The organism is Cohnella boryungensis, assembly GCF_042651945.1.
Classification (GTDB): domain Bacteria; phylum Bacillota; class Bacilli; order Paenibacillales; family Paenibacillaceae; genus Cohnella; species Cohnella boryungensis.
In genome coordinates, this window is sequence record NZ_JBHSED010000033.1 from 1 (window position 1) to 12,061 (window position 12,061).

10 protein-coding genes are annotated in these 12,061 nt (G+C 54.7%); 2 read left to right on the plus strand and 8 right to left on the minus strand.

Annotated elements, in window-relative coordinates; all coding sequences use genetic code 11:
- Positions 1–231, plus strand: a 231-nt coding sequence (locus ACFO1S_RS15180; protein ID WP_378127064.1) for a hypothetical protein, incomplete at its 5' end; no start/stop codon positions are given.
- On the opposite strand, the gene ACFO1S_RS15185 is transcribed toward ACFO1S_RS15180, so the two are convergent.
- The 3 genes from ACFO1S_RS15185 to ACFO1S_RS15195 form a co-directional block, all read right to left on the minus strand.
- Entirely contained in the window at positions 221–949 is a 729-nt protein-coding gene (locus tag ACFO1S_RS15185) for a response regulator transcription factor (protein ID WP_204604338.1), read from the minus strand. The two genes, ACFO1S_RS15180 and ACFO1S_RS15185, sit on opposite strands and share 11 nt — an antisense overlap.
- A 121-nt stretch (positions 950–1,070) precedes the next feature.
- The gene (pnpS, locus tag ACFO1S_RS15190; protein ID WP_204604339.1) at positions 1,071–2,870 is read right to left on the minus strand and encodes a two-component system histidine kinase PnpS; all 1,800 of its coding nucleotides are present in this window, start codon (positions 2,868–2,870) and stop codon (positions 1,071–1,073) included.
- Positions 2,871–2,899: 29 nt separating this feature from the next.
- Positions 2,900–4,459, minus strand: coding sequence for a fumarate hydratase (locus ACFO1S_RS15195; protein WP_204604340.1), 1,560 nt, complete (start codon positions 4,457–4,459; stop codon positions 2,900–2,902).
- An 88-nt stretch (positions 4,460–4,547) separates the two neighbouring features.
- On the opposite strand from ACFO1S_RS15195, the gene yfbR reads away from it, so the two are divergent.
- Entirely contained in the window at positions 4,548–5,156 is a 609-nt protein-coding gene (gene yfbR, locus ACFO1S_RS15200) for a 5'-deoxynucleotidase (protein WP_204604341.1), read from the plus strand.
- Here yfbR and ACFO1S_RS15205 read toward each other — a convergent pair.
- From ACFO1S_RS15205 to citZ, 5 genes are all read right to left on the minus strand, one after another.
- On the minus strand, positions 5,153–6,154 hold the full coding sequence (locus tag ACFO1S_RS15205) for a YobA family protein (protein ID WP_204604342.1): 1,002 nt from the start codon (positions 6,152–6,154) through the stop codon (positions 5,153–5,155). The genes yfbR and ACFO1S_RS15205 overlap by 4 nt on opposite strands.
- A gap of 224 nt (positions 6,155–6,378) precedes the next feature.
- Entirely contained in the window at positions 6,379–6,804 is a 426-nt protein-coding gene (locus ACFO1S_RS15210) for a DUF2269 family protein (protein WP_204604343.1), read from the minus strand.
- Positions 6,805–7,003: 199 nt separating this feature from the next.
- Positions 7,004–7,948: a malate dehydrogenase gene (gene mdh / locus ACFO1S_RS15215; RefSeq protein ID WP_204604344.1), complete on the minus strand. Its 945-nt coding sequence runs from the start codon at positions 7,946–7,948 to the stop codon at positions 7,004–7,006.
- Between the two features lie 1,361 nt (positions 7,949–9,309).
- Positions 9,310–10,602, minus strand: a complete 1,293-nt coding sequence (gene icd, locus ACFO1S_RS15220; protein WP_204606321.1) for an NADP-dependent isocitrate dehydrogenase — start codon at positions 10,600–10,602, stop codon at positions 9,310–9,312.
- Between the two features lie 101 nt (positions 10,603–10,703).
- The gene (gene citZ, locus ACFO1S_RS15225) at positions 10,704–11,819 is read right to left on the minus strand and encodes a citrate synthase (protein ID WP_204606322.1); all 1,116 of its coding nucleotides are present in this window, start codon (positions 11,817–11,819) and stop codon (positions 10,704–10,706) included.
- Positions 11,820–12,061 lie beyond the last annotated feature (242 nt).

The following is a 12,061-nucleotide window of genomic DNA, read 5'->3' on the forward strand; positions in this document are numbered from 1 at the left end:
GCCTGCGGCAGCGCTCCTTCGTCGCAGAATGCGACCTTGCGCGCTCGCTTCGCCTGCGGCAGCGCTCCTTCGTCGCATTTTGCGACCTTGCGCGCTCGCTCTGCCTGCGGCGGCGCTCCTTCGTCGCATTTTGCGACCTTGCGCGCTCACTACGCCTGCGACACAAAAAAAGCCCAGGCTCCTCAGCCGGGCATTGCGGCAGCGGGGCTTAGGGCTCCTCTTACACGCTAGACGTAGTCGCCTTGCGATTAAGAAACAGCTTGTAGCCGACACCGCGAATCGAATCGATCTGAACGCTTTGTTGATTCAGCTCCAGCTTCTTGCGCAAAGAGCTGACGTGGACGTCAACCGTGCGCTGTCCGCCGATGTAGTCGAAGCCCCATACGACGTTCATCAGATCGTCTCGGGTGATGACGATGCCGGGACGCTCCGCGAGATAAAGCAGCACCTCGAACTCCTTGGGACGAAGCGTTATCCATTGTCCTGCGGAGAATACCTCGTACTTGTCCGGGAAAATCTGGAGATCGCCGATGGCGATCACCCGATCTCCTTCATTCGATTTGGTCGGCTTGCTGTCCTCGTTGCGGGAGCGCCGAAGCACCGCAGTCGTACGTGCGAGCAGCTCGGCGACACCGAACGGCTTCGTGATATAGTCGTCGGCGCCAAGCTTTAACCCTTGGACGACCTCCTCCTCCGCATTCCGCGCCGTAAGGATGATGACCGGTGTCCGCACTCCGTTCTGACGCAGCTTCTGCAGCACCTCGAAACCGTTCATTCCCGGAAGCATCAAATCCAGAAAAATGATGGCGTACGGTTCATGTATCGCTTTATGAAGCCCTTCCGCGCCGTTGCCTACGACTTCGGTATCGTATCCTTCTTGGGAAAGGTTATAGGTTACAAGACGAGCAAGCGTCGGTTCATCCTCGATAATCAATATTTTGTCCGACATTGCGCACCTCCGGTTTAGGCAGACGATGCTGCCAATTTGACTCTTATGTTATTTTTATCATACCACTGTAAAGCGAACATCATGCTTTTGTTAACGCAGCATTAAATGCGTTAACCGGATGTTAGGGCTGCAGCAACGGTAATTCCAAAATAAACTGCGAGCCAACGCCGACGGTGCTTTCCACTCTGAGCGTGCCGTGATGCAGCTCGGTAAGATGCTTGACGATGGACAGGCCAAGACCCGTTCCGCCGGAGCTTCGCGATCGCGCCTTGTCGACGCGGTAGAATCTTTCGAAGATGCGCGGGATGTCCTTCTTGGGAATGCCGATCCCGGTATCCGACACGGTAATCCGCACCGCTTCCTCTTCTCCGTCGGCCGTCTCCACGATTTCCGCGCGTACTTTGACTTTTCCGCCTTCCGGCGTATAGTTGATTCCGTTCTGCATCAGATTCATGACGATCTGGCCCAGCCGATCCTCGTCGGCTTCGAGGAACAGGCCTTCCTCCAGATAAACGTCCAGCTCGATGTTTTTCTTGGCGGCCTCCGGCGTGAGAAGCTCGGACATCCGCCCGAAGAACCCCGCAAGATCGATCGGCGAGAATTGAAGCGGAGAGCGGCGCGATTCAATCTTGGACAGCTCCAGAATATCGCCGATCAACCGGTTCAGGCGTTCGCTTTCTTCGTGGATGATGGTCAAGAAGGACCTTGCCGTCTCCGGATCGTTCATGGCTCCGGACAACAGCGTCTCCGAGAAGCCCTTTACCGCCGCAACCGGCGTCTTCAGCTCATGAGAGACGTTGGCGACGAATTCGCTGCGCATCCGCTCAAGCCGGCGAATCGCGGAGACGTCTTGAAGCACCAGAAGCAGTCCCTGCTCCTCGTCTCCGCTCATCGTCATCGGCACCATATGAATTTCAAGCAATCTTTCCTCGGGGAAATAAACCGTCAGTTCCTCGTGGACGTTGACGGGATTATCCAGTACCTCCCGGATCAGACTCACAAGCTCGAAATGCTGACGGATTTCCGCAAAGCTCCGGCCGACTCGCTCGCGGTTCGTGCTGCCAAGCAGCACTTCGGCTTCCCGGTTATAGAGCGTAATCGTTCCCCCGGGAGCGATCATCACGACGCCGCTCGTCATGTTATCCAGTACGCTCTGTAGCCTCGTTCCATTTTCACCGATCTGATCAAGCTGCTCTTGCAGACTTGCCGCCATGGCGTTCAATGTCCGCGCCAGCTCTCCGACCTCATCCTTGCCGCCCTCGGGCACGCGTGTGGCATAATCCATATTCGCCATACGCTTGGCCGCGACGGTCATCCGCTCCAGCGGCCTTGTGACGCTCAGCGCTACGCGATAGCTGATCATCCCGGCTACGGCGAACAGAAGAATGAGACCGGACACGAGAGCCAGCCACATGTTGTTGAGACTGCGCTCGACATCGCCCAGACTCATGGCCAGACGGACGATGCCCTCCTGCCCGCCGCTGCCTTCCGACTTCACCTTGATGGCGACATACATCATTTTTTCCCTCAACGTATCGCTGTACCTGACGCTGCTGCCCGTACCTTCCCGCAACGCTTGCTTGACCTCCGCCCGGTTGAGATGGTTGTCCATCGTCTCTGCGGCGTGGTCGGAATCTCCCATAACCTTGCCGTCGAGGCGGATGTAAGTGATGCGCATTTCCGCGATTTCCTTGAACCGCTTCGCCTCCCCTTGCAAGTAAGCGCCGGCTTGGCTCTGATCCTCGGTATCGGGCCAAGGAACCGCCGCGTTTAACACGTGCAGCTCCCGAATCATATGGTCCTTTAACGCGGATTGATGGTTTTTTTGATACGAATTGCCCATGAGCAAACCGGCGGCAAGCACGGAAAAGCCGATCAGCAGTATAAACAGAACAGTGAGCTTGAGGCGAAATTTGGTCATGGGGGCGTGACGGCTCCTTTAGCCTGATCTTATAGGAAAACGGGATCTTTGAATTGCTCCAATTTCGCTCGGGAATCCAGATCGACGTCGGCATGCAAGCTGTTGCCGTGAGAATCCATCGTCACGATCGCAGTAAAGCTGTCCACTTCAAAGTGCCACATGGCTTCGGGAATGCCGAATTCCATGAAGTCTACGCCTTTTACTTTTTTAATGCATCTGGCATAATACTGAGCCGCTCCGCCGATCGCATTCAAATATACGGCTCCATGCTCTTGCAGCGCCGTTAACGTCTTCTTGCCCATTCCGCCTTTGCCGATGACTGCGCGCAGACCGAATTTCTTAATGATGTCGCCCTGGTACGGCTCTTCCCGGATGCTCGTCGTCGGCCCCGCCGCTCTGACTTGCCATTCGCCGCTCCTGTCCTTGACCATAACCGGGCCGCAGTGATAGATGACGCCCCCGTTCAGATCAAGCGGAGCGTCGTGATCCATCAGGTGCTTATGAAGCGCATCGCGTCCGGTATGCATAACGCCGTTCAATCTGACGATATCCCCTACCTTCAGTCTGCGCACGTCTTCCTCTCTCAGCGGCATTTGCAATACGACTTCTGCTGGCTCCGACTCTTCCTGGGCGATTTTCGCGACATCTTCGGCAACCGCGTCCTCCGCGGTTTTCATCGATACATTGGAGCCGCCTTCGTAAATCCAGCTTTTGATCTCATGCGTGGAGCCGTCAAGCAGCACGCCTTGACGACGGTATGCCCAGCAATTATAAGCAACGGAGACGAAGAAGCTGGCTGGAAGCCGGTTATTCACGCCGATTTTGCAGCCGAGCAGCGTAACGTTCCCGCCGAAGCCCATCGTGCCGATGCCGAGCTGATTGGCCTTGTCCAGAATGTACGCTTCCAGCTTGGCCAGCTCGGGAATCGGGTTCACATCCTCTACTTCGCGGAAAAGCTGCTGCTTCGCCAGCTCGTAGCCAGTGGTCCGGTCGCCTCCGATGCCGACGCCGATGAAGCCTGCGCTGCAGCCTTGCCCTTGCGCTTGATGTACGGCATGCAGAATGCATTTTCGAATGCCGTCGAGATCGCGTCCTGCCTTGCCGAGGCCTTCGATCTCGCTGGGCAGGCTGTATTGGATATTTTTATTCTCGCACCCGCCGCCCTTGAGAATCAGACGCACGTCAATGTCGTCTCGTTCCCATTGCTCGAAGTGAATCACGGGCGTGCCCGGTCCGAGATTGTCTCCCGTGTTCGAGCCGGTCAGGGAATCCACGGAGTTCGTGCGAAGCTTTCCGTCCTTCGTCGCTTGGGCGATGGCGCTGCGGATTTCCTTCTTCATGACAATTTGGTTGGCGCCCACGGGAGTATGAATGACAAACGTAGGCATTCCTGTATCCTGGCAGATGGGAGACACGTCGCATTCCGCCATCTCGATATTTTGCGCGATCGTGGTCAAGGATAACCCGGCCCGGGTCGACCGATCTTCGGCCTCTCGGGCCGCTGTGATCGCACGACGCACATCCGCCGGAAGATTCGTGGAGGTCTCTACGATGAGTTTGTAAATGCTTTGTTCGAATAATGAAGGCATGAGTGCTGAATTCCCCTCTCTGTTCGTTCGCTCTTATCCATTATATAATATCATACAGAAGAGCGGTGGGAGAAAAGGAGTCGTGATAATGGCGAATCATTTTTGGGCTTATTTGTACCGATTGCGGCATATCCGGCGATGGAGCCTGATGCGAAGCACGACCCCTGAGAATGTCGCCGAGCATTCCTTCCATGTCGCTATACTTGCCCATGCTCTCGGCAATATTGCGCGGGAAATATTTCATCGCGACATCCATCCCGACGAAGCGGCGGCTTACGCCTTGTTTCATGACGCGACCGAGGTGTTCACCGGCGATATTCCGACACCGGTCAAGCACCACAATGCCCGTCTGCTCGCCAGCTTCCGCGAAATCGAAGCGTTGGCGGCAGAGCGCCTGCTGTCATCCGTCCCCGCTTCCCTTCAGGCCAGCTACAGCCCAATGCTCAGCGGCAAGCCTTCTCGCCCAGAGTTGGATAAGCTGGTTAAAGCAGCGGATCTCTTGGATGCCTATCTTAAGTGCCTCAGCGAGATGTCCTCGGGCAACCTCGAATTCGCGACAGCCCGCAAGCAAACCAAGGAGAAGCTGGAAAAGCTGGAGATGCCGGAGGTGGAATGGTTTCTGACCCATCTTGCTCCCGGATTCGAGAGAACCCTTGATGAGCTTGCCGAGATGGAACCGCCGGATGCCAAGGCTTAGTCGGCCGATTTAATCTGCTCCTCGACTTCAATGGAGAGAATGTAGGAAGCCGTAGAAACTTTAAGACTGCTTTGATCCTGCCAGCTCGCGTTGAGCGTGTAGAGATAAACTCCCGGTCCCTTTGGAGCAAAGAACGAGCTGTCGACTATCGTCTCCTCCATCATCGTGTCGGCCGCAAGCAATCGGATTACACGAATCTCAGTCGGCGGGAGGGCGGCGAAGTGGAAGGTCAGCTTCTCCTCCGGGCGCACACGATCGCTTGGCTTATCCTTCAGAATTTCCGCAGTGCTGCCATAATCCGCGGAGACCTTCTTTGATGCCTTGACCCAATGGTAGCTGCCCCTATAGACCTTCAGCGAGGCGTTGTTCGCCGTGACGGTCGGCATTGGAGGCTTGTCATCTTCACGTTCTTGATCATCCGTTATCGGCCCCCTGGCACCTTCGGACATGTCTGCGACCGTAACTATGACTCCTTGCTCCTGACCGCTCTGCGTTATTTCGATTTTCCACTCTGCCGCCTCCCTGTCGAACTGGATCGTCTTTACTGCCGGCGGAAAGAACTCGCTGATCCGGGGAGAAGCCAATGCCTTGCGCACCGCCTCAGGCTCTGTCAGCGTCGCTCCGTCCGGGCGTTCCTTCGCAATAACCTCTACGCGCACTGCCTTCCCTTGCCCCGGGTAAGATTCGGCGATTTTACCGTCCGACCATACTTTGACCTGCTGACCGATTTCCAGACCGGAATCGACATTCGAAAACCAAATGGCATTATAGAAGTGGCTCGCCCCGCCGCTTGAACCAAAGCTCTGTTCCTTGTTGTCTACGACGAGAATTCGTTTTCCTTCCTTCGACACAATATAACCAATATATTCGGGCTCTTGAACCGCAGACGGTTCAGCGCCTTTCCCCGGCTCGGCGGATTTGATCCCGCAAGCGGACGATAAGGCCGTCACGGCAAGCGCGACAACAAGCAACACGGTTCTGATCCGATTCCGATTCATACAGACTCCTCCTTCAAATCGGGACGTCGTTCGGGATTCTAGGTTGGCGTGGCCCTTCGCCGCCGCATCTCAATGTTACTGACGCGATGACACTCCCAAATGTTCCATTATCATGAAAAAGACAGCTCCTTAGGCAGTGCGCTCCAAGCTGTGCCGGAGCAGCGGCGGCATGCAGAAAAGCCCTTCTCCAGCGAGTGGACAAGGGCTTTTCTGAAAGCATTTTATTATTTGTACCAAGGCACCTGCATGAGCCAAATAATCCCCAAGAACAGCACAAGGATAATCACGCTTAGGGTTTGAACCTTCGAGATGGCGGCGCTTGCGCTCTCTCCGTTGGCGGCTGCTGCTGCGATGCGCTTCAAAGGACCTTGCACGATACCTGACAGAGCGCCAATTGCGACGAAAATGACAACTGTCGTAATCATCCAGGCAACCGTGTACTCTCCTTTGGAAATCAAGTAGCCTCCCGTCAGCAATTGCAGAATGAGCGCGTATTGTCCGAATCTTCCGCCCAAGATCAGCCCCCGTGCAAGTCCCTCCTGAGCCGGCCCCGACAGTTGCTTGAATTTGCCCGCTACGAACGGCAAGATCGCATAGATGCCCATTCCGACCGCACCGACAACGTGCAGAAACAGCATGACATTGTACATTCCCAATTTCCCCCCAATAGTTAACAAACTAAGACAACCTAAGTATACACAAAATCAACATCGAACAAAACCATATTGTCCTTTTGAAAGGTGACGAATCCGCGAAGAAATCATGGAATAAAATGTCTGTTTTTCCGTTCGGACAATAGTCGTGAAAAAGGGAGAGCCTAATGGCTCCCCCGGTTCTGTTCCTTGACTATTACGCGTTTTCGACGATTTTGATGACGTTGCGCACCGAATCGGCGGATTTGTCGAGGGCGGCTTTCTCCTCCGCCGTCAACTCGATCTCGATAACTTTTTCGATGCCGTCTCCGCCCAGAACAGCCAGTACGCCCATGAACAGATCGTCATAGCCGTATTCGCCCTGAAGCAGCCCAATGATCGGAAGGATGCGCTTCTTATCCTTCAGGATCGCCTCCGTCATTTGGACGAGGGAGGCAGCAGGGGCATAGTACGCGCTGCCGTTGCCGAGCAGGTTCACGATCTCGCCGCCGCCTACGCGAGCACGGGCTACGATAGCGTCGATCTGCTCCTTCGGCAGCAGCTTCTCCACCGGGATCCCCCCGATTGTCGTGTAGCGGACAAGCGGCACCATATCGTCGCCATGGCCGCCGAGAACGACTCCGCGCACGTCTTCAACGGATACGTTCAATGCTTGCGCCAGAAAGGTGTTGTAACGCGCCGTGTCGAGGACGCCGGATTGGCCGATTACGCGATTTTTGGGGAAGCCGAGCGTTTTGTAGGCCACATAAGTCATTGCATCAACGGGATTGGACAGGAGGATGACATAAGCGTTCGGACTGGTCGCCTTAATATTTTCGCACACGGATTTGACGATACCGGCATTCGTGTTGACGAGATCATCGCGGCTCATACCCGGTTTACGGGCAATGCCTGCCGTAATAATGACGACATCCGAATTCGCGGAATCCTGATAATCTGCCGTACCTACGATATTGGAGTCAATGCCTTGCACCGGTGTCGATTCCATCATATCCAGAGCTTTGCCCTTAGTCGGGTTCTCCAGCTGAGGGATGTCCAGGAGCACAACGTCCCCCAGTTCCTTCTGCGCCAGCATAAGTGCCGTGGTCGCGCCCGTAAATCCTGCGCCTACAACCGTAATTTTCGCACGTTTGATCGCCACTTCGATTGTCCCCCTTGTCGTATGCCCAGACAGCCGAGGCTCGCCTGATGTGCATCATTTTGGTTGATCCTGCTTCCGTGCTTCCTTCAACTAATATCGCGGATAGTTGCACCTTCTGCAACTAATTCGCTCCAACACCGACACTGAGCCGGATTAGTTGCACCCACTGCAACTAATCCCCGCCAACCTCGCGTTTTCGCACGCAGTTCCGCAATATAGTTGCACTTTCTGCAACTAATCCCCGCTGACCACGCGTTTTCGCACGCAGCTCCGCAATATAGTTGCACTTTCTGCAACTAACTCGCTTCTTCGTCGACATCGCGCCGCATTAGTTGCACCCACTGCAACTAATCCCCGCTGACCACGCGTTTTCGCACGCAGTTCCGCATTATAGTTGTACTTTCTGCAACTAATTCGCTCCAACGCCGCCATAGGGCCGCATTAGTTGCATCCACTGCAACTAATCTCCGCCATCCGCGCGTTTTCGCACGCAAGTCCGCAATATAGTCGCACTTTCTGCAACTAACTCGCTCCAACACCGACACTGAGCCGGATTAGTTGCACTCACTGTAACTAATCCCCGCCAACCTCGCGTTTTCGCACGCAAGTCCGCAATATAGTCGCACTTTCTGCAACTAACTCGCTCCAACACCGACACTGAGCCGGATTAGTTGCATCCACTGCAACTAATCTCCGCCATCCGTGCGTTTTCGCCCGCAGCTCCGCAATATAGTTGCACTTTCTGCAACTAACTCGCTCCAACACCGACACTGAGCCGGATTAGTTGCACTCACTGTAACTAATCCCCGCCAACCTCGCGTTTTCGCACGCAAGTCCGCAATATAGTCGCACTTTCTGCAACTAACTCGCTCCAACACCGACACTGAGCCGGATTAGTTGCACCCACTGCAACTAATCCCCGCCAACCTCGCGTTTTCGCACGCAGTTCCGCAATATAGTTGCACGTTCTGCAACTAACTCGCTCCAACACCGACACTGAGCCGGATTAGTTGCACTCACTGCAACTAATCCCCGCCAACCTCGCGTTTTCGCACGCAGCCCCGCAATATAGTCGCACTTTCTGCAACTAATTCGCTCCAGCGCCGACATCGAGCCGAATTAGTTGCACTCACTGCAACTAATCCGGCACTCTGCGCACGCACGGACAACCTGTATTTGCCCATTCTGCCCAGAGAACCGCAGCCTATACAGGCAGCGGTTCTCTCCTATGCGCTCTCGCACATGCTTCATTGTGCAGCCCATCCGCCACCGCTCGTCCGGCCGCAAGTTTACGGCAATGCCGATGAGGAGAACTGCACGCCTTATTAGCTGCCCCTCTGAGGGAGTTGCTTTACAGGCAATTAGAAGTTTTTGATGATCTCGTCGGCGAATGCGGAGCATTTGACTTCCGTAGCGCCCTCCATCAGACGTGCAAAGTCATAGGTCACGACTTTGTTGTTGATCGATTTTTCGAGGCCTTTGTAGATCAGATCGGCCGCTTCCAGCCAGCCCAGGTGCTCCAGCATCATAACGCCGGATAGAATAACGGAGCCCGGGTTCACGACGTCTTTGTCTGCGTATTTCGGAGCCGTGCCGTGAGTCGCTTCGAAGATCGCGTGGCCTGTCACGTAGTTGATGTTCGCTCCCGGTGCGATTCCGATACCGCCTACTTGAGCTGCCAGAGCGTCGGACAGATAGTCGCCGTTCAGGTTCAGCGTTGCAATGACGTCGAAGTCGGTCGGACGAGTCAAAACTTGTTGAAGCGCGATGTCGGCGATCGCGTCCTTGATCAGGATTTTGCCTTCATCAAGAGCCGCTTTCTGAGCTGCGTTAGCCGCCTCTTCGCCTTTGTCGGCTTTGATTTGGTCGTATTGGCCCCAAGTGAACACTTTGTCGCCGAACTCTTGCTCAGCCACTTCGTAGCCCCAGTTCTTGAACGCGCCCTCGGTGAACTTCATGATATTGCCTTTGTGGACAAGCGTAACGGACTTGCGGCCATGCTTGATTGCATATTCGATCGCCGCGCGCACGAGACGCTTGGAGCCTTCGGACGACACCGGCTTGATGCCGATACCGGACGTTTCAGGGAAGCGGATTTTGTTAACTCCCATTTCCTTCTGCAGGAACTCAAGCACTTTCTTCACTTGCTCAGTGCCGGATTGATATTCGATGCCCGCATAGATATCTTCTGTATTTTCACGGAAAATAACCATGTCGACCAGTTCAGGACGCTTAACCGGCGAAGGAACGCCGTTAAAGTAACGAACAGGACGCAAGCAAACATACAGGTCAAGCTCCTGGCGAAGAGCAACGTTCAAGGAACGAATGCCGCCGCCGATTGGCGTAGTCAATGGTCCTTTGATCGCGATGATCATCTCGCGAATCGCTTCCAGCGTATCGTTAGGCAGCCACTCGCCGTAAGTATTGAACGCCTTCTCGCCTGCGAACACTTCGTACCAGGCAATTTGCTTCTCGCCGTTGTAAGCTTTCTCGACAGCCGCGTCAAGCACGCGCTTGGAAGCCTTCCAGATGTCGCGACCCGTGCCGTCGCCTTCGATAAATGGAATAATCGGATTGTTAGGAACGTTAAGAACCCCGTTGGTAACCGTGATTTTCTCGCCGGATGTCGGCGCTGCGAATTTTTCGAGTTTCATGAACAAATCTCCTCCTGAAAGTAGAATCAAATTTTCTCGCAAAGAACCGGCGACTCGTCCCTCGCACCAAGGTGAAGGCAAACTCGCCGGACGTATTTGAATTAGCCCCGCTCGGATACCGGCACATAGTGCTGGTCTGCCGGCCCGACATATTCCGCCCGCGGACGGATAAGACGGTTGTCCTCGAATTGCTCAAGAATGTGGGCGGTCCATCCGGATACGCGGCTGATTGCAAAGATTGGCGTAAACAGGTCGCGCGGAATGCCCAGCATCGTATAACAAGATGCGGAGTAGAAATCCACGTTCGGCTTAAGCCCCTTCTGACCCGTTACGAGTTCCTCGATCTTGACGGACATCTCGTACAGCTTCATATCGCCTTTCAGCTCGCCGAGCTGGCGGGACATCTGCATAAGATGCTTGGCGCGAGGATCGCCGTGCTTGTAGACGCGGTGACCAAAGCCCATGATCTTCACTTTGTTGTCCAGCTTGTTCTGAATATACGGCTCCACGTTCGCCAGGGAACCGATTTCATCAAGCATCACCATCACAGCCTCATTCGCTCCGCCGTGCAACGGCCCCTTCAAGGCGCCGATGGCCGACGTTACGCCGGAATAAATATCCGACAACGTAGCGACGGTAACGCGGGCAGCGAAGGTGGACGCGTTCAGCTCGTGATCCGCATGCAGCACAAGCGCTTTATCCATGGCTTCCACAGCCACTTGAGCCGGCTCCTCGCCGGTCAGCATGTATAGGAAGTTATGAGCGACGCCGACGCCTTTCTTCGGCGCGATCGGCTCTTTGCCTTCGCGAAGACGCGCGAAAGCAGCGACTACCGTCGGAAGCTGCGCCTGCAGCTTGATCGCTTTGCGATAGTTCGCTTCCTTGCTCATGTCATTCGCTTCTTCGTCATACAGGGCCAGGCTGGATACGAGCGTACGGAGCGAAGCCATTGAATTCGCGCCTTGCGGGTACAGACGCAACCCGTCGATCACCTCGTTCGGAACAGCGGCGTACTCGCCGAGCTGAGAGATCAATTTGTCCAGCTCCGATTGTGTAGGTAGCTTGCCGTTCCAGAGCAAATAGATAACTTCTTCGAACGAGGCTTTCTCAGCCAGTTCGTCGATGTTAATGCCCTGATAGGTCAAGACGCCGTCGATAATCGAGCTTATGGAGGATTTCGCGGCGACAATGCCTTCGAGGCCTTTGGTTGCTGTCATATTTTCTCTCTCCTTTAACCGTAAAATACAATTCCTCCGGCCTGTCTCAAGCTGCCATCGGAAATCGAAAACCGCCTGCGCGCGAGCTTGACGCTCTCCCGAGTTCATATTACACGCAAACCGTAATAAACCTAACATTTTTGACCTTTTTTAATGATAATCGATTTCCCCGGCGAATGGAACCGAACGGGACATAAAAATGCTTTATCGGAATCATAACGTTTCGTTCTTGGAAGTAAAAT

Bases quoted from the DNA above. Each gene is read 5' to 3' on its own strand.
- ACFO1S_RS15210 (WP_204604343.1), bottom strand. From the start codon at position 6,804: ATGTACAATGTCATGCTGTTTCTGCACGTTGTCGGTGCGGTCGGAATG.
- ACFO1S_RS15195 (WP_204604340.1), bottom strand. From the start codon at position 4,459: ATGCCTTCATTATTCGAACAAAGCATTTACAAACTCATCGTAGAGACC.
- pnpS (WP_204604339.1), bottom strand. From the start codon at position 2,870: ATGACCAAATTTCGCCTCAAGCTCACTGTTCTGTTTATACTGCTGATC.
- citZ (WP_204606322.1), bottom strand. From the start codon at position 11,819: ATGACAGCAACCAAAGGCCTCGAAGGCATTGTCGCCGCGAAATCCTCC.
- yfbR (WP_204604341.1), top strand. From the start codon at position 4,548: ATGGCGAATCATTTTTGGGCTTATTTGTACCGATTGCGGCATATCCGG.
- ACFO1S_RS15205 (WP_204604342.1), bottom strand. From the start codon at position 6,154: ATGAATCGGAATCGGATCAGAACCGTGTTGCTTGTTGTCGCGCTTGCC.
- ACFO1S_RS15185 (WP_204604338.1), bottom strand. From the start codon at position 949: ATGTCGGACAAAATATTGATTATCGAGGATGAACCGACGCTTGCTCGT.
- icd (WP_204606321.1), bottom strand. From the start codon at position 10,602: ATGAAACTCGAAAAATTCGCAGCGCCGACATCCGGCGAGAAAATCACG.